Source organism: Mycolicibacterium frederiksbergense, assembly GCF_012223425.1.
GTDB lineage: Bacteria > Actinomycetota > Actinomycetes > Mycobacteriales > Mycobacteriaceae > Mycobacterium > Mycobacterium frederiksbergense.
This window is the reverse complement of record NZ_CP038799.1, coordinates 4,122,834-4,144,506: the sequence shown is the minus strand read 5'-3', so window position 1 is coordinate 4,144,506 and position 21,673 is coordinate 4,122,834. Positions and strand designations below refer to the sequence as shown.

The window sequence follows — 21,673 nt, the reverse complement described above, 5'->3', positions numbered from 1 at the left end:
GACAACTCCACAGTGAAACAGCCCGCGCAGCGGGTCCGGCGGCAGAACCCGCCGCCGGACCCGCCAGCACGGCGCCCCGCCGATCAGTCCTCGCGGGAGTGCCGGCCGCGACTCGGCCGGGAATGCCGGCCCGAGGACTCGGCCTGCTCGTGAACCGAAGGCGGATCCAGCGGCTGGAACCAGCCCTGCTGGTCGGTGTGAAAACCGTTGCGCGCGTGCCCTATCTGATCGTCGGCCGGTGCGGTAAGCAGATCGTCGAGAATGCTGCGCCACGCCGCGTCGTGGGGCAGCTCCTCGGGTTCGGGCACGGGCACGGGCTCGGGTTCGGGTTCCGGTTCGGGTTCCGGCTCCTGGACCGGCTCCGCCTCGTCGGTGACGTGCTCCCATGTCTCGACCGGCCCGGGATGCCAGGTGTCGGCGGGCGCATGCAGTGGATGCTCGACATGCTCATAGAGGCGATCGGTGGGCGGCTCGACAGGTTCGTCGCTGACGGCCGGGATCAGATCGGTCGGCGGGTCGGCGGCGCGGGCCGCCCGCGACCAGTCGACCGTGTACTCGACGTAATCGTCTTCGTCGTCCCAGTGCTCGTCGAGCGAGTGCTGCTCATCGACCGGCTGCACCTCAGGTACCGGTGCGACGGCGCTCGGTGCGGTCGGCCCGGTCGCGAAGCCGCGCAGGAAGATCGCACCCACCACTCCGACGAGGGCGATGAACGCCGGCAGCAACAACGATTGCGCCAGCGCCTCGGAGAAGGCGCCGTGCAGTGACCCGGGCAGCTCGGGGGCCGGCCCGTCGGCGGTCACCTCGACTCCCGCGGCGGACAGTTCCGCGCTGATCCGGGTTGTCATGAACGCCGCCATCGCGGCACTGCCGAGCACCGCGCCCACCTGCCGCGTCGCGTTGTAGACCCCAGATCCCGCACCCGCGGACTCCGGCGACATGTTCCGGGTGGCGGTCGCCGCGAGCGGCGAGAAGATGAACGCCATGCCGATACCCATCGCGGTCAGCGGCAACAGCAGCCGCCAGATCGGCGTCGCCGGCGTCAGGTCGAACGACAGCCAGGTCAGCGCGATGGCCGCCGTGGAGAAGCCGAACCCGATGACCGGCGTCGGGTGGGTGCGGTCGACGATGCGCCCCACCAACGGCGCCAGCGCACCGGAGGCGATCGCCATCGGTGCCGTCAGCAATGCCGAGCTGGTGTAGGACAGGCCCGCCACCACCGGCGCGTAGAACATCACCGGCAGGATCATCGCGGTCACCACGAAACCGATGACGGCACCGCCGAGGGCGGACAGCGTGAAGTTGCGGTCGCGGAAGATCGTCAGCGGGATCAGCGGTTCGTGGGGATTGACCGACTGCCAATAGACGAAGGCCACCAGCAGTGCGGCTCCGGTCGCGATCACCGCCCAGATCCACGGCTCCCACTGGTGCGACTGGCCCTCCTGCAGCGCGAAGACGATCAGGAACATCGCCAGGCCCGACAGCGCGACACCCAGGATGTCGAAGCGGTGCAGGGTGGTGGGCAGGGTCGGCACCAGCCACAGCGCCAGGCCCAGACCGATGATGCCGATCGGCACGTTGACGAAGAAGATCCACTGCCAGCCCAGTCCGTCGACCAGGAGTCCGCCGGCGATCGGACCGACCAGGGTGGCCACCCCGGCCGTCGCGCCCCACACGCTCATCGCCACGCCCCGGCCGGCGGCCGGGAAGATCCGGGTGATCATCGACAATGTCTGCGGCGTCAGCAGCGCGGCGCCGAGACCCTGCAACACCCGCGCCGCGATGAGCACCTCGATGGAGCCGGCCAGCCCACACCACAACGAGGCGACAGTGAAGACCGCCAGCCCGATCAGATACAGGTTCTTCGGGCCGAAACGGTCACCGAGCCTGCCCGCCACCAGCAGCGGCACGGCGAAAGCAAGCAGGTAGGCGCTGGTGACCCAGATGACACCGTCGTAGTCGGTGTTCAGCGCCTCCATGATGCGCTTGTTGGCGACGGCGACGATCGTGGAATCGACCAGGATCATGAAGAACCCGACGAGCATCGCCCAGAGGGCATGCCACGGGTTGGCCTGGCGGGCCCCCTCGGTCAGCCGGGGGGCCTCGGGCGCGCGTCGGTCAGTGAAGTTCTCGGACATCTACTTGGTCATCGGGAGATCGGCGATCTGCCCGACGCTACGGACCCGCCCGAATCCCGACAAGTCAGGGCCGGTCACACCACGAAACCGGGCGGCCGGCGATCAGGCCGGTTCGGAAAGCGGATCGCCGAGTACCTCGGGCTCGCCCGCGACGTGCTCAGCACGCGACGGCACACCGACGAACACCATGGCCGCCAACGCGATGGCCGACCCGACCAGCATCACCAGCGCCAGCGCGAACTCGTTGTTGCCCAGCATGCCGACCACCGGCGCGGTCACCGCGCCCAGCCCGAACTGCGCGGCGCCCAGCAATGCGGCCGCGGTGCCCGCGGCATCGTGATGCCGCGACAGCGCGACGGCGGGCGCGTTGGGCAGCACGAGGCCCATCCCGCCCAGGATGACCAGCACGGGGCCCAGGAAGCCGGCCAGGCCGGCCACCCCGGTGACCGCGAGCACGACGAACACGATGGCGGCGATGACGGAGATGACCAGTGCGACGAGCATGATCGCCTGCGGCGCAAACCGGCGCAGCAACACCACATTGGACTGGGTGGCGCCGATCAGGATGATCGCGCCGGCGGCGAACACCAGCGCAAAGGACTGCTGGTTCAGCCCGTAGTCACCCTGCAGCACGAACGGCGCCGCGGCGATGTAACCGAACAGCCCGGCCATGCTCAGCGCGGCCACCAGCACCAGCGTGACGAAACGGAAGTCGCGCAGCAGTTCGCCGTAGGTGGCGACGATGGAGCGCACGTGCAGCGGGCGCCGATGGGATGTCGGCAACGTCTCGGGCAGCGCCAGCGCGGCCAGCAGGAACAGCAGCCCGGCCAGCACCACGAGCACCGCGAAGATCCAGTGCCACGACGCCTTCAGCAGCACCACCGCGCCCAGGGACGGCGCGATGACGGGCGCGACACCGAGGACCAGGATCAGCCGGGACATCACGGTGGCGGCCGCGGAGTCCACGTAGAGGTCGCCGACGACGGCGACGGCCACCACGGCCGCCGCGGCGGCACCGAATCCCTGCAGCACACGCCCGGCGCCGAGCACCTCGATGTTCGGCGCGAACAGGCACACCAGTGAGGCCGCCATGTGCAGCGCGATACCGGCCATCAGCGGAACGCGTCGCCCCAGTGAGTCCGAGAGCGGCCCGATGATGAGCTGCCCGAAGGCCAGCCCGGCCAGCGTGCCGGTGAGCGTCAACTGCACCACCGACGAGGACACCGAGAGGTCCTCGGCGATCCGCGGCAGCGCGGGCAGATACATGTCGATGGTCAGCGGGCCGAGCGCGATCATCAGTCCCAGGACGGTGATCATCCGGAGCCTGCTGGGCGCCACTGGCTCGGTTGTCACGCCCAGGGATGTTGCCACGACTATGGCCAGCGTCGCACCGCGGTTTTTTCTTCCCGGATCGGGCGGTGACCGCCGTCACTGCGCGGGCGGGCACCCGGACTGCGCCCCCACTCGTTGAACGAGCACTAACCTGGGTATTCGACAGGCACCGTGGGAGCCGATCCCGGGGATGCGATGGGAGAACCACCGATGAACGCTCGGTCCAGCAGCAAGAATCTGCCCGCGGTCCGCGAGGGGGCTGACGACGACCCCAGTGCCGCTGCCAAGGCCCTGTCCCAGATCCTCGAACGCAGCACACGGCTGCAGGCGCCCGCCGTCACCGCCTATGTGGACCGGCTGCGCAAGCAGCGGCCCGATGCGACGCCGGCCGAGATCATCACCTCGCTGGAGAAGCACTACCTGGCCGCGGTGATGGCCAGCGGCGCGGCGGTCGGTTCGGCCGCCGCGTTCCCGGGTATCGGCACGCTGGTGGCGATGTCCGCGGTAGCCGGGGAGACCCTGGTGTTCCTGGAGGCGACGGCGGTGTTCGTGCTGGCGGTCGCCGAGGTGCACGGCATTCCCGCCGAACACCGGGAACGGCGGCGGGCGCTGGTGCTGGCCGTCCTCGTCGGCGAAGACGGCAAGCGTGCGGTGGCCGATCTGGTCGGCGGCGGTCGCACCAGCGGGGCGTGGATCTCCGACGGCGCCGCGACCCTGCCGTTGCCCGCGGTGTCCCAGCTCAACAACCGGCTGGTGAAGTACTTCGTCAAGAAGTACGCCCTCAAGCGCGGGGCCATCGCCTTCGGCAAACTGCTGCCGGTGGGTGTGGGCGCCGTCGTCGGAGGTGTCGGTAACCGCTTGATGGGCAAGCGAATCGTCAAGAATGCGAGCCTCGCGTTCGGCAGCCCGCCGCCGAGGTGGCCGTCGACCCTACACGTGCTGCCTTCAGCCCAGCTGGAGTGACAAGTAGCACTCTCGTGGTGGGGGTGTGTTCCGAGGCGTAGCCTTTAGTCGGCCAAATGCGGGCAACCGCAGACAAACAGCGCGCGGGCGACGCCGGACTTCGCCTGCTGGGACAGAGGAATCGGGGCGAAACGCTGCTGTGAGCAGTTCACCATCACCATTTGGACAGAACGAGTGGCTCGTCGAAGAGATGTATCGCAAGTTCCGCGAGGATCCTTCGTCGGTGGATCCGAGTTGGCACGAGTTCCTGGTGGACTACGCCCCCGAGTCGATGGACACCCCGGCCCAGAAATCCGAGCCCGCCGCGGCCAAGCCGTCGGCGCCCGCAAAGGCCGCCCCCGCCCCGTCTGCCCCGGCAAAGGCTGAGGCGAAGACGGAAGCAAAGGCGGAGACCACGACGGAGGCCAAGGCCGCTCCGAAGGCCGCTCCGAAGGCCGAGGCCGCGACGCCGAAGGCCGCCGCCCCGGCCACGAAGGCGGAGCCGGCCCCCAAGAAGCCCGCACCCGCCGCCCCCGCGGCCGAGGGCGATGAGAACACCGTGCTGCGTGGCGCGTCGGCCGCCGTCGTCAAGAACATGAACGCCTCACTGGACGTGCCCACGGCCACCAGCGTGCGGGCCATCCCGGCCAAGGCGATGATCGACAACCGGGTGGTCATCAACAACCACCTCAAGCGCACCCGCGGCGGCAAGATCAGCTTCACCCACCTGCTCGGCTACGCCATCGTGCAGGCGGTCAAGAAGTTCCCGAACATGAACCGGCACTTCGCCGAGGTCGACGGCAAGCCCAATGTCGTGACCCCGGCGCACACCAATCTGGGTCTGGCCATCGACCTGGCCGGTAAGGACGGCAACCGATCGCTGGTCGTGGCCGCCATCAAGAAGTGCGAGACGATGGCGTTCGGTCAGTTCATCGCCGCGTATGAGGACATCGTCCGGCGCGCGCGCGACGGCAAGCTCACCGCCGAGGACTTCGCCGGTGTCACCATCTCGCTGACCAACCCGGGCACCATCGGCACCGTGCACTCGGTGCCGCGACTGATGCGCGGTCAGGGCGCGATCATCGGCGCCGGCGCCATGGAGTACCCCGCCGAGTTCCAGGGCGCCTCCGAGGAGCGCATCGCCGAACTGGGTGTCGGCAAGCTGATCACCCTGACGTCGACGTATGACCACCGCATCATCCAGGGTGCGGAGTCCGGTGACTTCCTGCGCACCATCCACACCCTGTTGCTCGACGACGAGTTCTACGACGAGATCTTCCGCGAACTGGGCATCCCGCACGAGCCGGTGCGCTGGCGGACCGACAACCCGGACTCCATCTACGACAAGAACGCCCGGATCATCGAACTGATCGCGGCGTACCGCAACCGCGGTCACCTGATGGCCGATATCGACCCGCTGCGACTGGACAAGGGCCGCTTCCGCAGCCACCCCGACCTCGACGTGCTGACCCACGGCCTGACGCTGTGGGATCTGGACCGCGAGTTCAAGGTCGACGGTTTCGCCGGCGCCGAATACAAGAAGCTGCGCGATGTGCTCTCGGTGCTGCGCGACGCCTATTGCCGCCACGTCGGCGTGGAGTACACCCACATCCTGGAACCCGAGCAGCAGCGCTGGATCCAGGAGCGCGTCGAGACCAAGCACGACAAGCCGACCGTCGCCGAGCAGAAGTACATCCTGAGCAAGCTCAACGCGGCCGAGGCGTTCGAGACGTTCCTGCAGACCAAGTACGTCGGGCAGAAGCGCTTCTCGCTCGAAGGCGCCGAGACCGTCATCCCGATGATGGACGCCGCGATCGACCAGGCCGCCGAGCACGGTCTCGACGAGGTCGTCATCGGCATGCCGCACCGCGGCCGGCTCAACGTGCTGGCCAATATCGTCGGCAAGCCCTACAGCCAGATCTTCGGCGAGTTCGAGGGCAACCTGAACCCGAGTCAGGCGCACGGCTCCGGTGACGTCAAGTACCACCTCGGCGCGACCGGCACCTACCTGCAGATGTTCGGCGACAACGATATTGCGGTGTCGCTGGTGGCCAACCCGAGCCACCTCGAGGCCGTCGACCCGGTGCTCGAAGGCCTGGTCCGTGCCAAGCAGGACATCATCGACTTCACCTCCCCGGAGGGGCATGCCGCCTTCTCGGTGGTGCCGATGATGCTGCACGGTGACGCCGCGTTCGCCGGTCAGGGTGTGGTGGCCGAGACGCTGAACCTGGCGCTGCTGCGGGGTTACCGCACCGGCGGCACCATCCACATCATCGTGAACAACCAGATCGGCTTCACCACCTCGCCGCACGATTCGCGCTCCAGCGAGTACTGCACCGATGTCGCCAAGATGGTCGGCGCGCCGATCTTCCACGTCAACGGCGACGATCCCGAGGCGTGTGTGTGGGTGGCCAAGCTGGCCATCGACTTCCGGCAGAAGTTCAACAAGGACGTCGTCATCGACATGCTGTGCTACCGCCGCCGCGGGCACAACGAGGGCGACGACCCGTCGATGACGCAGCCCGGCATGTACGACGTGATCGACACCAAGCGTGGTGTCCGCAAGTCCTACACCGAGGCGCTGATCGGCCGCGGCGACATCTCGATGAAGGAGGCCGAGGACGCGCTGCGCGACTACCAGGGCCAACTGGAGCGGGTGTTCAACGAGGTCCGCGAGCTGGAGAAGCACGAGATCGAGCCGAGCGAATCGGTCGAGGCCGACCAGCAGACACCAAAGGGCCTCAACACCGCCGTCGACAAGTCGGTGCTGGCGCGGATCGGTGATGCGCACCTGGCCGTGCCGGAGAACTTCAACGTGCATCCGCGCGTGCAGCCGGTGCTCGACAAGCGTCGCGAGATGGCCTACGAGGGCAAGGTGGACTGGGCCATGGGCGAGCTGCTGGCCCTCGGATCGCTTGTCTCCGAAGGCAAGACGGTCCGCCTGACCGGCCAGGACGTCCGGCGCGGCACGTTCACCCAGCGTCACGCGGTGATCATCGACCGCAAGACCGGCGCCGAGTTCACCCCCCTGGACCTGCTGACCGCCGATACCGACGGCAACCCGACCGGTGGCCGCTTCATGGTGTACGACTCGGCACTGTCCGAGTTCGCGGCGGTAGGCTTCGAATACGGCTACTCGGTGGGCAACCCCGGGGCAATCGTGTTGTGGGAGGCCCAGTTCGGCGATTTCGTCAACGGCGCGCAGTCGATCATCGACGAGTTCATCTCCTCTGGCGAGGCCAAGTGGGGCCAGCTCTCCGATGTCGTGTTGCTGCTGCCACACGGTCACGAGGGCCAGGGTCCCGACCACACGTCGGGCCGTATCGAGCGCTTCCTGCAGGTGTGCGCCGAGGGCTCGATGACCGTGGCAATGCCCTCGACCCCGGCGAACTACTTCCACCTGCTGCGCAGGCACGCCCTCGACGGTATCCACCGGCCGCTGATCGTCTTCACCCCGAAGTCGATGCTGCGCAACAAGGCCGCGGTCAGCGAGGTCAAGGACTTCACCGAGATCAAGTTCCGCTCGGTGCTGGAAGAGCCCACCTACGAAGAGGGCATCGGCGAGCGGTCGAAGGTCAAGCGAGTGCTGCTCACCAGCGGCAAGATCTACTACGAGCTGGTGGCCCGCAAGGCCAAGGAGAAGCGTGATGATGTGGCGATCATCCGCATCGAGCAGCTCTACCCGCTGCCGCGGCGCCGGCTTAACGCGACCCTCGACGAGTACCCCAATGTGTCGCAGTACTTCTGGGTGCAGGAGGAGCCGGCCAACCAGGGTGCCTGGCCGACGTTCGGGCTTTCCCTGCCGGAGTTGTTGCCGGAGAAGCTGACCGGGATCAAGCGCATCTCCCGGCGCGCCATGTCGGCTCCGTCCTCGGGTTCCTCGAAGGTGCACGCGGTCGAGCAGCAGGAGATCATCGACGAAGCGTTCGCGCCGTAGTTCCGCCCGACGTGGAGAAGGTCGCGAGAATCCGGATGATTCTCGCGACCTTCTGCACGTGCGAGGTCAGAAAAGACCGGGGATCGGCGACTCACCGTTGGCCAGGGATGTCATCGCGCCCGGGCAGAACGCCGAGATCGCGAACCCGGTGAACATGGTGGCCGGCCCGAGCGGACGCCCGATCGTGTCCGAGACCTGCCCGGCGACATCGGCGAGGTTCTGGCCGCCGTCTGCCAGCACCGGGCACACCGACTGCCCCGCCGAGACTGCGTCGGCCGGGTTGATGCCGCTCAGACCCGACCCGTCCAGGGTGTTCAGGAAGTCGGTGGCCGGATCGGCCTGGGCGGGGGCGGCGGCCAGCAGACCGGCGGACAGGACGGCACCGGCGGCAACCGCGAATCGCAAACGCATCATGATGGGGGCATCGCTGCGCGCGCGGGCATCGTTACACTCCCAGCGCACAAAATGCACCATCGGTGGTCCAATGAGATGCGTTCTGCCACTGGGCTTCGCGAGATGATTGTCACATCATGGTTGGATGCGCCTTCTGACGGTCGATGACCGTGCCGTCCGAGTCCAGACCGCCGGTGACCCCCAGAACAGGCCGGTGCTGTTGCTGCACGGCATCTCCCGCAGTCTCGAGGACTGGTCCGAGCAGGTGGAGCGACTGTCGCGACGCTTCTATGTGATCGCCCCGGACCAGCCGGGGTTCGGGTTCTCGGCCCGCCGGGAGGGACCCGCCGATCTGGGCGCCCTGGCCGACGGGGTGGCCGGCACCCTCGCCGAGCTCGGCGAAACCCGGCCATGCCACGTCATCGGCAACTCGCTCGGCGGTGCGGTCGCCATGCAGCTCCTGGCCGCCCACCCCGACCGGGTCGCCAGCCTGACCCTGGTCAACAGTGCCGGTTTCGGCGCCGAGGTCACCCCGCTGCTGAAGATGTTGTCGCTGCCCGGGCTCGGCCGCTACGCCGCCACCCACAGCACCGCGGCCGGCGCCCGGCTGATGGAACGCCGGATCTTCGCCGACCCGGCACTGGCCACCCCCGAACGCGTCGAGCATGCGCTGCGGATCGCTGCGCAGCCCGGCGCCGGGGCATTTCTGCACGAGATCGCCAACCAGCTCGGCACCGCGCGCGGAGTCCGCCCGCAGTGGCGCGAGGGTCTGTTGGCGGCGGTGGCCGCGCATCCCCGGCCCACCCTGTTGATCTGGGGCGACCGCGACCGCATCCTGCCAGCGGTTCACCTCGGCGCGGCCCGGCGGCAGTTTCCCGACGCTCAGGTCCACCTGTTCGCCGGTGCCGGACACATGCCGCAGATCGAGCGGCCCGACGAGTTCGCCGACCTCGTCACCGCGTTCGTGGAGAACGGACCGACCCGGTCGGCTGCGGTACCGCCGGTAACGGCTAAGGTCGAACACAATCGAACAACAGTTGGTCACGACAGGAGTGTGCGCATGGAGGGCTTTGCCGGAAAAGTTTGCGTCGTGACGGGCGCCGGCTCGGGCATCGGGCAGGCACTGGCCGTCGAGCTGGGCCGCTCCGGCGCCAAGCTGGCGATCAGCGATGTCGACACCGAGGGGCTGGCAGTCACCGAGGAGCGTCTGAAGGCCATCGGCGCACCGGTCAAGGCCGATCGCCTCGACGTCACCGAGCGTGAGGCCTTCGAGCTGTACGCCGGCGCGGTCAAGGAGCATTTCGGCAAGGTCAACCAGATCTACAACAACGCCGGGATCGCGTACTCCGGCGATATCGAGGTCAGCTCCTACAAGGACATCGAGCGGATTATGGACGTCGACTTCTGGGGCGTCGTCAACGGCACCAAGTCCTTCCTGCCGCACCTGATCGAATCCGGTGACGGGCACGTCGTCAACGTCTCCAGCCTCTTCGGCATCTTCTCGGTGCCCGGCCAGGCCGCCTACAACGCGGCGAAGTTCGCGGTGCGCGGATTCACCGAGGCCCTGCGCCAGGAGATGGCCGTGGCCAAGCACCCGGTCAAGGTGACCTGCGTGCACCCAGGCGGCATCAAGACCGCGATCGCGCGCAACGCCACCGCCGCCGAGGGTATCGACGTGCAGAAGATGGCCAACGCCTTCGACAAGAAGCTCGCCAAGACCAGCCCGGAGAAGGCCGCCAAGATCATCCTGGAGGCGGTCCGCAAGGATCGCGCCCGGGTACTGGTCGGCGCCGACGCGAAGATCCTCGACGTGTTCGTCCGGATCACCGGTTCGGGCTATCAGAAGCTGTTCTCGACGGTGGCCAACGGCCTGATCCCGAAGTGATCTAGTGACCGAGCGGGTGGGTGTCCAGCCAGGCGTTGGCCACCGCCCCCGGCTCGGCGCCGGCGGCCACCTCGGCGCGCAGCTGTGCCAGGGCGTCGGTGTCGAGCACACCGGCCAGTTCGTTGACCGACCGTAACTGCATCTGGCTCAGGGTGTTCCGCCGGAACACCGGCACCACGTTCTCGGCGCGGATCAGTGCCGTCCGGTCCGCCAGCATGGTCAGATCCTCGGGGAAATCCGGTGCTGCCGCCGATGTCCAGGCAATGTCGATTGCGCCGCTGCGCAACGCCGCCCACAGTGCCTCGGCGTCGGAAAACTCCTCGGGCGCGGCCGGCGTACAGGTGCCGAACGACTCCGGCACTCGAACCCCTTCCACGACACCGGGTTTCAGCGCATCACAGCGGGTGATCAGCGCGCTGACGTCACGTGCACCCCAGTCCGCAGCGGTCGGCCCGGTCACCGCGATGACCGGTTTGTCGGATGCGCCGTCGGCATAGTCACCGGCGCCCAGCCCTTCCGGGAGCGCTCCGACCATGGCGCGGTACACCTGGGCCGCCGACCGTGCCGGTGCGTCCGGCGCGAACCGGGCCAGCACCTCACCGGTCAACGCCGGTGCCACGTCGACGTCCCCGGAATCCAGCGCCGCCAAGGGATCCGGCGTGTTCTGCACATGCGCCGGGCTGCCGTAATAGCGCAGCGCGGCGGCATACAGGTGCGCGAGCAGCGCCGACTGACCGTCGGCGCCGACCGACACCGATGCCGGTGGCGGCGCCTGCCCAGCGCACCCGGCGATCAGCAGCGCGACCAGTGCGACTGCCAACCGCCGCATCGTCGACCGGATCTCAGACGCCGGAGGCTTCCGCGACCGCGGCGGCGACCGCGGGACCCACCCGCGGGTCCAGCGCGCTCGGCACGATGTGGTCGGTCGCCAGGTCATCGCCGACGACCGAGAAAATCGCATGCGCGGCAGCGACTTTCATCTCCTCGGTGATGCGGCGCGCACCGGCGTCCAGCGCGCCCCGGAACACACCGGGGAAGGCCAGCACATTGTTGATCTGATTCGGGAAGTCGCTGCGACCGGTGGCCACCACCGAGGCGTACTTGCGCGCGGCGTCGGGATGGATCTCCGGGTCGGGGTTGGACAGCGCGAACACGATGCCGCCCGGCGCCATCGTCGCGATGAACTCCTCGGGGACCAGACCCGCCGAAACCCCCAGGAAGACATCGGCGCCGCTGAGCGCCTCGGCCACCCCGCCGGTGAGCCCGCGCGGGTTGGTGCGCTGGGCCAGTTCGGCCTTGAAGGAGTTCAGGTCGCTGCGACCGCTCTCCACGATGCCCTTGCTGTCCAGCACCACGATGTCGCTGATACCGCTGTTGATCAGGATGTTGGTGCAGGCGACGCCGGCCGCACCGGCGCCGGACACCACGACCTTGAGATCGTGGATGTCGCGCTCGAGCACCTTGACCGCACCCAGCAGCGCGGCGAGCACCACGATGGCGGTGCCGTGCTGGTCGTCGTGCATCACCGGGCAGTCCAACGCCTCGATGACGCGGCGCTCGATCTCGAAGCACCGGGGTGCGGAGATGTCTTCCAGGTTCACCGCGCCGAACGTCGGCCGCAGCCGGATCAGCGTCTCGACGATCTCGTCGGGATCCTTGGTGTCCAGCACGATCGGGATGGAGTTGAGCCCACCGAAGGTCTTGAACAGCGCGCTCTTGCCCTCCATGACCGGCAGCGAGGCCGCCGGGCCGATATCGCCGAGGCCGAGCACCGCGCTGCCATCGCTGACCACGGCCACCAGGCGGTTCGCCCAGGTGTACTTCTTGGCCAGGGTGGCGTCGGCGGCGATGGCGCGGCTCACCTGAGCGACGCCCGGGGTGTAGGCGATGGAAAGCGCACGCTGGGTGTCCAGCGGTTCCTTCAGTTCGACCGAGAGCTTGCCCCCCTCGTGGGCCGCGAAGATCTCCGCGTCATCAATGACAACCTGTGGGGTCTTGACCAATTCCGACACGGCCGTCACGTTACTTCACCCAAGGAACTCACAGGCACCGGTTCCCTGACCGTGAGAGGTTGGAAACGCGACTGACGAGTAACATTCGGCCACGGGGCACGCGGTCGCGGCCCTAGACGATGGAGGTCGCGATGCCGTCTTTCCGCCCCCTGCCACCGTCGATGCTGAGGCCGGCGGGACGCCGGGTCACTACCGCTGCCGACGCATCCGGCATCCATGTGCCGGTTTCGCAGGCGATGGTCGACTGCGGCGTCTACTGCGACGGTGTCCGCCTACCGGGCAGATACACCCACGCGGCGGCGCTGAACAAGGTGCACGAGATCGAGGCCGGCGGCGGCAGCGCGTTCGTCTGGATCGGCCTGCACGAACCCGACGAGCATCAGATGCAGGCCGTGGCCGAGGTGTTCGGTCTGCACGAGTTGGCCGTCGAGGACGCGGTGCACGCCCACCAGCGCCCCAAGCTGGAACGCTACGACGACACGCTGTTCCTGGTGCTCAAGACGGTCAAGTACGTGGCGCACGACTCGGTGGCCAAGACCCGCGAAATCGTCGAGACCGGCGAGATCATGGTGTTCGTCGGTGCCGATTTCGTCGTGACGGTTCGGCACGGCGAGCACGGTGGACTCGCCACGGTGCGCAAGCACATCGACACCAACCCGACGAGCTGCAAGCTGGGCCCGTACGCCGTCATGCACGCCATCGCCGACCATGTCGTCGACGACTACCTCGACGTCACCGATCTCGTCGAGAAGGATATCGACGAGATGGAGGAGAACGTCTTCTCCCCCAACAGCGCCACCGAGATCGAGCACATCTACCTGATGAAGCGCGAGGTCGTCGAGCTTCGCCGGGCGGTCAGCCCGCTGGCCACCGACCTGCAGCGCATCACCACCGATCACAATGACCTGATCTCCAAGGAGGTCAGGCGCTACATGCGCGACGTGCTCGACCACACGATCAAGGCAGCCGACCGCATCGAGGGCTATGACGAGGTGCTCAGCTCGTTGGTGCAGGCTGCGGTCGGCAAGGTCTCGATGCAGCAGAACACCGATATGCGCAAGATCTCGGCCTGGGTGGCGATCGCCGCGGTGCCGACCGCGCTGGCCGGCATCTACGGGATGAACTTCGACTACATGCCCGAACTACACCAGCCGTGGGGCTACCCGGCGGTGCTGCTGCTCATGCTGGGCGTGTGCACGCTGCTGTACCGGACGTTCCGGCGCAATCACTGGCTCTGACGTGGCCTAGGACGGCTCGGAGGCCCGCCGGTTCGCGTCGAAGACGTCGACGCCGTCGGTGCGCCAGGCCTCGCGCATCGCCTCGGCGCCCTTGAGCCGCACCCAGGCCGCCTCCGTCGGCGTGATCGGGGTGGCCTGCAGGATCGTCACGTCGGAGAGCGGATCCGGCAGCGCGACATCGTCGATGGTGCTGGGGCCCAACAGGAATGCGGTGAACGGCGCGCCCTCGAACAGCGGTCCGCTCAGATCGATCAGCGCGTCGGGTTCCAGCACCAGACCCTCCACCGACGGCGCGGCCGCCAACACCGCCATCGACCGGGCCAGACCGGCCGGGCTCGGTGGCCGCAGTGACACCACCACTTCGGCCCGCGGCCCGTGCTCGGTGTCGGTGACGAAGTTGGTCGGGTCCACCATCGGATAACGCGAACAGCCCACCGAGACAAAGTGGTTGACGCCGCCGCCGTCGGGTCCGTAGCGCAGCACCGAGATCCGGTCCGCGCCCAGGAAGGTGACGCTCGCCTCGGCCGGCTCGCCGAGCACACCGGCCGCGGTGAAGTGCGCCCGCAGCCGGTTGCGCACCTCGGCTGGTACGTCGACCACTAGCCGGCGGGCGGGATGGACAGATTCACCCCGGTGTCGCCGTCGAAGATGATCAGTTTGGAGGTGTCCACCGCCAGCTCCGCCTTCTTGCCGGCAGAGACCTTCGAGTCCGCCGAAACCCGTGCCACGAACTCGTTTTCGCCGGCACCGGATTCGGCGGCCAGTTCGGCGAGCTGAGCCGATTTCGCCCCGGACCCCTCGATGCGGAAATGCAGGTACTTGTCCGCGCCCAGGGACTCCACCAGGTCGACGTCCACCTCGAAGGTGAGACCCTTGATGCGGGTGTAGGAATCGACCAGCGCGGCGTCGTCGAAATGCTCGGGACGCAGGCCGGCGATCACGTTGGTGGGCTTGGGATGCTGCCCCAGGATCCGCTGCGCCTCATCGGTGAGCACCACTTCGTCACCGAACGGCAGCTTGATACCACCGTCGGTCAGCGTCGCCGGGAAGAAGTTCATGCCCGGCGAGCCGATGAAACCGGCGACGAACAGATTGGTCGGGGTGTTGTAGAGCTCCTCGGGCGTGCCGATCTGCTGTGCCACGCCGGCCAGCATCACCACCACCCGGTCCCCCAGCGTCATCGCCTCGGTCTGATCGTGGGTGACATACACCGTGGTGGTGCCCAACCGGTCCTGCAGGCGCGCGATCTCGGTACGCATCTGCACGCGCAGCTTGGCGTCCAGGTTGGACAGCGGCTCGTCCATCAGGAAGGCCTTGGGGTTACGGACGATCGCCCGCCCCATCGCCACGCGCTGACGCTGCCCACCGGACAGCTGCCCGGGCTTGCGATCCAGCAGCTCGGCCAGATCGAGAATGCCCGCGGTCTCTTCGACCTTGCGGGCGATCTCATCCTTGCCGAGCTTGGCCAGGGTCAACGGGAACGCGATGTTCTGCCGAACCGTCATGTGTGGGTACAGCGCATAGGACTGGAACACCATCGCGATGTCGCGATCCTTGGGCGCCTTGTCGTTGACCCGCTCACCGCCGATGCGCAGGTCTCCGGAGCTGATGTCCTCCAGGCCCGCGATCATGTTCAGGGTGGTCGACTTACCGCACCCGGACGGTCCGACCAGGATGATGAATTCGCCGTCGGCGATGGTCAGCGACAGGTCCTTCACCGCCGCCGCGCCGCCGGCGTAACTCTTGGACACGTTCTCCAGCACGATCTCGGCCATGAATTACCCCTTCACCGCGCCGGAGGTCAACCCGGCCACGATCCGTCGCTGAAATATGAGCACAAAGATGATGATCGGCACGGTGATGACCATCGCGCCCGCCGCGATCGAGCCGGTCGGCTCCTCGAACTGCGAGCTGCCGGTGAAGTTCGCGATCGCCACCGGCGCGGTGATCGCCCGCTCGGTCGCCGTCAACGACAGCGCGAGCAGCAGGTCATTCCACGCGAAGATGAACACCAGAATGCCCGCGGTGACGATGCCGGGCGCCGCCAGCGGTGCGATCACCTTGCGGAAGGCCTGCCCCGGCGTGGCGCCGTCCATCTTGGCGGCCTTCTCCAGATCCCAGGGGATCTCCTTGAAGAACGCGGACATGGTGTAGATCGCCAGCGGCAATGCGAAGGTGATGTAGGGAATGATGAGGCCCGGCCAGGTGTCGAACAGTCCGAGCCGGCGCTCGATGTTGAAGATCGGTGTCACCAGGGAGATCTGGGGGAACATCGCGATCAGCAGGGCCACCCCGACCAGAACCTTCTTGCCGGGGAAGGCCAGCCGCGCGATCGCATAGGCGGCCATGCCGCCGATGACGACCGCGATCAACGTGGTGATCAGGCCGATGCCGATCGAGTTGACCAGCGCCGAGGTGAAGATGTTGCCCTCGAAGATGGCCTTGTAGTTCTCGAAGGTGATCTCCGACGGAATGAGCTTGCCGTCCTTGACCGTTGAGGTCGGCTTCAGCGACAGGGACAGGATCCAGAGCACCGGGAACAAGGCGTACAGCACGACGATGACATTGATGACAGCCCAACCGGTCGCGCGGCGGGCACCCACGTTCTCCGCCATCTAGCGGCCCTCCTCGTCCGCGCCGGGTGCTGAGGCACCGAAGATCTTGATGAAGATGAAGGCGATCACCGCGACGCAGAGGAATATCAGCACGCTGATGGCCGAACCCAAGCCGAGGTTGAACGCCTTGAACAGGTTGTCGTAACCGAGGATCGACACCGACCCGGTGTCGTTCGCGCCGCCGGTCAGCACATAGATGTTGTCGAAGATGCGGAACGCGTCCAGGGTGCGGAACAACAGCGCCACCAGGATGGCGGGTTTGATCAGCGGAATGATGATCTTGGTCAATCGCTTCCAGGCGCCGGCCCCGTCGACCTGTGCCGCGTTCAGCAGATCCTGCGGAACCAGCGCCAGACCGGCCAGCAGCAGCAGCGCCATGAACGGCGTGGTCTTCCACACTTCGGCGAGCACCACGATCGCCAGCGACGGAAGCTGTTCGGTCAGCGGCGCGCTGCCGGTCGGCAGCAGGTTGGCCAGGTATCCGGTGCCGGGCGTCCAGGCGTAGTACCAGCTGTAGGACGCCGCCACGGTCACGATGCCGTAGGGCACCAGGATTGCGGTGCGCACCGTTCCCCGGCCGAAGATGGTGCGGTGCATGACCAGTGCAAGGGCCATACCGAGCGCGAACTCGATGGCCACCGACACGATGGTGATGCCCAGCGTCACGGCGAACGCCGTCCACCAGTACTGGTCGGTGAGAATCGTCTGGTAGTTCTCCAGCCCGATGAACTCGACGTCATCGGGCGCGGCCAGGTTGTAGCGCTGCAGGCTGAGCCAGACGGCGTAGACGATCGGGTAGGCCGTCACCGCGAGCATCAGGAAGACGGCCGGGCTGATCAGCCAGAAGGCCAACCGCCGTTCGGCGCGCGTGTCATCGCTGCCCTGGGTCTGGGTCGTCACGGAATGAGCCCCTTGCCGTCGATGGCCTTCTGTACCTGCACGGCGAGTTCATCAGCGGTGCGTTCGGGGTCGATATCGGTGATCGGCGCCAGCGCGGCGGAGATCCGGGTCGACACTGCCTGGTACACCGGTGTCGCCGGGCGCACCGCGGCATTGGTGAGCTGCTGACGGATGATCTCGTACTGCGGGTACTTCTCCTGGAACGCCGGGTCGTCATACAGCGACGCCCGCACCGCGGGCAGACCGCCCTCGACCGACGTATAGCGCTGGTTGTCGACATTGCGCAGGCAGCGGATGGCCTCGAACGCCTCGGCCTTGTGCTGGGTGTTCTTGCCGACGGCCAGGTTCAGACCACCCAGGGTCACCCGGGCCGGCTCACCGTCGCGCACCCCCGGGAACGGCGCGAAACCGAAGACCTTCTTGCTGGCCTCGTAGGCGATGTCGAACTGCTCGTCGGTCGGCGAGAAGCTGCCGGAATCGTTGATCGCGCCGGCCAGGGCGGGGTCCTCGTTGAGCGGCAGGAACGCGACGCCGCCCTTGACGGCATTCTCCAGCATGGATGGCAGCACGAACGGCCAGTTCACCTCGAGCGCGGCTTTGCCCTGTTCCAGCGCCAGGCGTGCGGTGCCCTCATCGGTCTGGGTGATCGACGGGTCCGCACCCGGCGCGGTGGCAACGTCTTTGATGATCTGCAGTGCCTTGACGGTGGCCGCCCGGTGCTCGGGGGTGTCGGTCAGCGTGACGGTCTTGCCGTCATCGGAGAGCACCTGGCCCCCGGCACTTTCCAGCAGCGTGTTGAACCACACGACCAGACCTTCGTACTGCTTGCCCTGTACAGCGATCCAACTGGGGCCCCCCGCGGCGTACTGACGCTTCGCCTCAGCCACCATGGCATCCCAGTTCGACGGCGGTGCGGACATCAAATCTGCGCGGTACCAGAGCAATTGAGTATTGGTGGTGATCGGCGCCGCATACAGTTTGTCCTGCCACTTGGCAGTCTCCAGCGGCCCGGGCAGCGTATTGGCTGCTGCATCGGATTCGGCCTGGCCCGCGGGATCGTCGGACAACGGCAACGCCCAACCGGCTTCGGCGAATTCGGCCGTCCACACCACGTCGAGGGCCATCACGTCCAGGGATTTGTCGTTGCCGGTGAGTCGGCGGGCCAGCTGCAGACGTTGATCATCGGCGCCCTTGGGCAACGAAACCTGTTTGATGGTGAACCTGCCGCCGAGCTGCTCGTTGCACTTCTGGGCCACCGCGGTGAACGTTGCCATCTCGTTGGCCGGTGTGTAGTAGCTGATGACGACGCCGTCCTCGGCCTCGCCGCACGCCGTGACCACCGAACCGACCGTCAGCGCGGCCATCACCCCGGCGCAGAGTCGTCGCTTCAGCACTTCCGGCCTCCGTCTGCGTTGATGGCACCGCCGGAGCGGCTCCGGGCGAGAACATCCCGCGGGGCAAACCTAGGGCTACAAGCGCGTAATATGCAACCGTTTCCTGGGCGCGTCGCCCATCAGATCGTCAAGCGCGCCAGCAGATCCCGCCCCTGCTCCGCGCTCTGCGGGTCACACAGCACGTCATAGCGGCCCGCGACGAGTTGCATGGTCGAGCTGAAATCTCTTGTGCCGCGGGCCATCGCATACGGAATGGCCGAGGTGATGAGGCCGAAGAACACACCGGCGATCAGCCCGGTGGCCAATGCGCCCCACGGGCTCGGACTGAAGAACCCGAGAATCAGGCCGATGAACAGGCCCAGCCAGGCGCCCGAGAGCACGCCACCGCCGATCACCTTGGGCCATGACAGCCTGCCGGTGACCCGCTCGACCTGCATCAGGTCCACACCCACGATGGTCACCTGCTGCACCGGAAACTGTTGATCGGAGAGGTAATCCACCGCGCGCTGCGCCTCGGCGTAGGTCGGGTAGGCCCCGATCGGCCACCCTTTGGGTGGGGTCGGCAATGCCGACGGGCCACGCACACCCGGTCTGCCGACGGGGTCCTTGCCGGGCTGGAGGGGACCGGTCATAGCTACTCGTTCTCCTTCGTTCGCGTCAGCGCTGCACGACCTGTGCAGACGGGCACGCAACCTGCGGGTTCGATGCCACAACCCTAACCCCCGGCGGGTGCGCACGCGGCGCCGCCCCGCACTCGAATCACCCCGGGTACCAGCACGTACGCTAGGTTTGCAGGATGACCAATCCGGGTGAGAACGCAGGGTCAACCCCACCATCGGATGCACGTTCGGGCTCGGAACCGAATGCCGCCGACAGTGCTTCCGAGCCGGCCTCCGGTGGCTACGAGGCGCCGCCGATCGAGCAGGCGCCCGGCGAGCCCGCACCGCCGCCGAGCTACCCCGATTACTCCCCACCGCCCGCGTACGGCGGCTATGACGCCCCGCCGAGTTATGCGCAGCCCGGCCCGTCCGCCGGCTATCCCCCGCCCGGATTCACCCCACCGGACTATTCGTCCACCGGCTATCCCCCGCCCCCTCCCGGGTACGGCGCACCCCAGGGCGCACCGCCGCCCTCGGGCTACCCGCCGGCGCCGCCGTACGGGGCCGCCCCGTACGGCGGGCCGCCTCCGGGTTACCCGCCGGCGCCGCCCTACGGCGCGGCGCCCGGCTACGGGGGTTACGGGCCTGCGCCGCAGCCCGGGACGAACTCCCTGGCGATCGGCTCGCTGATTGCCTCCCTTGCCGGGGTCCTCTGCGGGATCGGCTCGATCATCGGCATCGTGCTCGGCTTCGTCGCGCTGAACCAGATCAAGCAGAACCAGCAGGGCGGTCATGGACTCGCGGTGGCGGGCATCGCGGTCGGCGCGCTGACGCTGGTGTTCAGCCTCATCGTCGCCGTCGCGGTGCTGTGAGCGAGGGCCCTGCGCAGCCGCCTGCCGGCGATCCGAACGCACCGTGGGACTACCCGGCCGATCCGGGTCTGCCGCCGCCGGTCTATCCGGGACCGCACGCCGGTTTCCCCGGGCCGCCGGGTTATCCGGGCGCACCCGGCTATCCGCCGCCCGGTTACCCCGCGTACCCCGGCTACGACCCGTACCGGCCGGCGAAGCCGATCGGTACCAACGGCAAGGCCGTCGGCGCACTGATCGCCGCCCTGATCGGCCTGCTGTTCTGTGGTCTCCCGTCGGTCGCGGGCCTGGTGCTCGGCGTCATCGCCATGCGCGAGACCAGGCGCACCGGCCAGGACGGATACGGTCTTGCCCTGGCCGCGGCCATCATCGGCGGTCTGGTCACCGCCGGCCTGGTGCTGATGGTCCTGTTGTGGATCGGTGTCTTCGCCAGCGGCTTCAGCCTGGTCTAGGCGGGCGGCCGGTACGGCTCGCCGGTGCGCGTCATCCCCGCGGCGCGTCCCTTCCCCGCGACCACCAACGCCATCTTGCGGCTGGCCTCGTCGATCATCTCGTCGCCGAGCATCACCGCTCCGCGCGCGCCGCCGGCCGCCGAGGTGTGCCACTCGTAGGCCTCCAGGATCAGTTCGGCGCGATCGTAATCGGCCTGCCGCGGGCTGAACAGTTCGTTGCCTGCGGTGATCTGGTCCGGGTGCAGCACCCACTTACCGTCATACCCGAGCGCGGCCGACCGGCCCGCCACCCGCCGGAACCCGTCGACATCGCGCACCTTCACATAGGGGCCGTCGATCGCATTCAGGCCGCGTGCCCGGGCGGCCACCAGGATCCGCATCAGCACGTGATGGTGGGCGTCGCCGATGTCATATCCCTCGGGCTGCCCGCCGACCTCCAGGGTGCGCATGTTGAGGCTGGCCGCCATGTCACCGGGGCCCAACACCAATGCCTGCATCCGCGGCGCGGCGGCGATCGCGTCGATATTCGTCAGACCTTGCGCATCTTCGATCTGCGCCTCGATCCCGATGCGGCCCAACGGCAGACCGTGGGTCTTCTCCAACTGGGTGAGCAGCATGTCCAGTGCGTGCACATGGGTGGCATCGGACACCTTGGGCAGCACGATGATGTCGAGATGCGCCCCGGCGCGGGCCACCACCTCGATGACATCGGCATGGGTCCACGGTGTCGTCCAGTCGTTGACCCGCACCCCGCGCAGCGATCCGCCTGCCCAGCCCGGCCCGGCCAACTCCGCGGCGACCCGGGTCCGGGCCTCGGCCTTCGCGTCGGCGGCCACCGCGTCCTCCAGGTCGAGGAACACCTGATCGGCGGCCAGCGTCTTGGCCTTCTCGATCATCTTCTCGCTGCTGCCCGGAACCGAAAGACATGTTCGGCGGGGGCGATACACGTTGTCCACGCCCCTAGTCT

At 67.7% G+C, this 21,673-nt stretch carries 18 protein-coding genes and 1 pseudogene; 7 read left to right on the top strand and 12 right to left on the bottom strand.

What is annotated here, in order from left to right; genetic code table 11:
* Positions 1–83: 83 nt before the first annotated feature.
* Positions 84–2,138 carry an MFS transporter gene (locus EXE63_RS23205; protein ID WP_209999899.1) on the bottom strand — a complete coding sequence of 685 codons (2,055 nt, stop codon included), beginning with the start codon at positions 2,136–2,138 and terminating at the stop codon, positions 84–86.
* 102 nt (positions 2,139–2,240) lie between these two features.
* Positions 2,241–3,455, bottom strand: a complete 1,215-nt coding sequence (locus EXE63_RS23200) for a multidrug effflux MFS transporter (protein ID WP_168145726.1) — start codon at positions 3,453–3,455, stop codon at positions 2,241–2,243.
* Positions 3,456–3,680: 225 nt separating this feature from the next.
* Between EXE63_RS23200 and EXE63_RS23195 the strand changes: the two genes are divergently transcribed.
* Together EXE63_RS23195 and EXE63_RS23190 are read left to right on the top strand one after the other, a co-directional pair.
* Positions 3,681–4,433 (top strand): hypothetical protein, encoded by a 753-nt coding sequence (locus tag EXE63_RS23195; protein ID WP_168143869.1) that lies wholly within the window; start codon positions 3,681–3,683, stop codon positions 4,431–4,433.
* 139 nt (positions 4,434–4,572) lie between these two features.
* Positions 4,573–8,349 carry a multifunctional oxoglutarate decarboxylase/oxoglutarate dehydrogenase thiamine pyrophosphate-binding subunit/dihydrolipoyllysine-residue succinyltransferase subunit gene (locus EXE63_RS23190; RefSeq protein WP_168143868.1) on the top strand — a complete coding sequence of 1,259 codons (3,777 nt, stop codon included), beginning with the start codon at positions 4,573–4,575 and terminating at the stop codon, positions 8,347–8,349.
* A gap of 66 nt (positions 8,350–8,415) precedes the next feature.
* Here the strand turns inward: EXE63_RS23190 and EXE63_RS23185 are convergent, their stop codons facing one another.
* A complete protein-coding gene (locus tag EXE63_RS23185) occupies positions 8,416–8,763 on the bottom strand; it encodes a DUF732 domain-containing protein (protein WP_168145725.1) in 348 nt (115 codons plus the stop codon).
* Between the two features lie 124 nt (positions 8,764–8,887).
* Between EXE63_RS23185 and EXE63_RS33105 the strand changes: the two are divergent.
* A pseudogene (locus tag EXE63_RS33105) lies at positions 8,888–9,631 on the top strand (alpha/beta fold hydrolase); the annotation flags it as partial.
* A gap of 171 nt (positions 9,632–9,802) precedes the next feature.
* A complete protein-coding gene (locus EXE63_RS33100; RefSeq protein WP_168145724.1) occupies positions 9,803–10,627 on the top strand; it encodes an SDR family NAD(P)-dependent oxidoreductase in 825 nt (274 codons plus the stop codon).
* A 1-nt stretch (position 10,628) separates the two neighbouring features.
* Here EXE63_RS33100 and EXE63_RS23170 read toward each other — a convergent pair whose 3' ends face one another.
* Positions 10,629–11,456, bottom strand: coding sequence for a glycine betaine ABC transporter substrate-binding protein (locus EXE63_RS23170; RefSeq protein ID WP_168143867.1), 828 nt, complete (start codon positions 11,454–11,456; stop codon positions 10,629–10,631).
* A gap of 13 nt (positions 11,457–11,469) precedes the next feature.
* Positions 11,470–12,639, bottom strand: a complete 1,170-nt coding sequence (locus EXE63_RS23165; RefSeq protein ID WP_168143866.1) for an NAD(P)-dependent malic enzyme — start codon at positions 12,637–12,639, stop codon at positions 11,470–11,472.
* A 131-nt stretch (positions 12,640–12,770) separates the two neighbouring features.
* Between EXE63_RS23165 and corA the strand changes: the two genes are divergently transcribed.
* Positions 12,771–13,877 carry a magnesium/cobalt transporter CorA gene (gene corA / locus EXE63_RS23160; RefSeq protein WP_168143865.1) on the top strand — a complete coding sequence of 369 codons (1,107 nt, stop codon included), beginning with the start codon at positions 12,771–12,773 and terminating at the stop codon, positions 13,875–13,877.
* A gap of 6 nt (positions 13,878–13,883) precedes the next feature.
* Here the strand turns inward: corA and EXE63_RS23155 are convergent, their stop codons facing one another.
* From EXE63_RS23155 to EXE63_RS23130, 6 genes are all read right to left on the bottom strand, one after another.
* On the bottom strand, positions 13,884–14,477 hold the full coding sequence (locus EXE63_RS23155) for a suppressor of fused domain protein (protein WP_168143864.1): 594 nt from the start codon (positions 14,475–14,477) through the stop codon (positions 13,884–13,886).
* Positions 14,477–15,652 (bottom strand): ABC transporter ATP-binding protein, encoded by a 1,176-nt coding sequence (locus EXE63_RS23150; protein ID WP_168143863.1) that lies wholly within the window; start codon positions 15,650–15,652, stop codon positions 14,477–14,479. The genes EXE63_RS23155 and EXE63_RS23150 overlap by 1 nt, the downstream gene beginning before the upstream one ends.
* Before the next feature lie 3 nt (positions 15,653–15,655).
* Positions 15,656–16,492: a carbohydrate ABC transporter permease gene (locus EXE63_RS23145; RefSeq protein ID WP_168143862.1), complete on the bottom strand. Its 837-nt coding sequence runs from the start codon at positions 16,490–16,492 to the stop codon at positions 15,656–15,658.
* The gene (locus EXE63_RS23140; protein ID WP_168143861.1) at positions 16,493–17,392 is read right to left on the bottom strand and encodes a carbohydrate ABC transporter permease; all 900 of its coding nucleotides are present in this window, start codon (positions 17,390–17,392) and stop codon (positions 16,493–16,495) included. It lies immediately after the preceding gene.
* Positions 17,389–18,786 carry an ABC transporter substrate-binding protein gene (locus EXE63_RS23135; protein ID WP_168143860.1) on the bottom strand — a complete coding sequence of 466 codons (1,398 nt, stop codon included), beginning with the start codon at positions 18,784–18,786 and terminating at the stop codon, positions 17,389–17,391. Before EXE63_RS23135 ends, EXE63_RS23140 begins: the two co-directional genes overlap by 4 nt.
* A gap of 119 nt (positions 18,787–18,905) precedes the next feature.
* On the bottom strand, positions 18,906–19,418 hold the full coding sequence (locus EXE63_RS23130; RefSeq protein WP_168143859.1) for a YflT domain-containing protein: 513 nt from the start codon (positions 19,416–19,418) through the stop codon (positions 18,906–18,908).
* A 164-nt stretch (positions 19,419–19,582) separates the two neighbouring features.
* Between EXE63_RS23130 and EXE63_RS23125 the strand changes: the two genes are divergently transcribed.
* Complete coding sequence (locus tag EXE63_RS23125; RefSeq protein ID WP_168143858.1) at positions 19,583–20,257, top strand: DUF4190 domain-containing protein; 675 nt, start codon at positions 19,583–19,585, stop codon at positions 20,255–20,257.
* Positions 20,254–20,706, top strand: a complete 453-nt coding sequence (locus tag EXE63_RS23120; RefSeq protein ID WP_168143857.1) for a DUF4190 domain-containing protein — start codon at positions 20,254–20,256, stop codon at positions 20,704–20,706. Before EXE63_RS23125 ends, EXE63_RS23120 begins: the two co-directional genes overlap by 4 nt.
* On the opposite strand, the gene EXE63_RS23115 is transcribed toward EXE63_RS23120, so the two are convergent.
* Positions 20,703–21,662, bottom strand: a complete 960-nt coding sequence (locus tag EXE63_RS23115; RefSeq protein WP_168143856.1) for an HpcH/HpaI aldolase/citrate lyase family protein — start codon at positions 21,660–21,662, stop codon at positions 20,703–20,705. The two genes, EXE63_RS23120 and EXE63_RS23115, sit on opposite strands and share 4 nt — an antisense overlap.
* Positions 21,663–21,673: the final 11 nt, after the last annotated feature.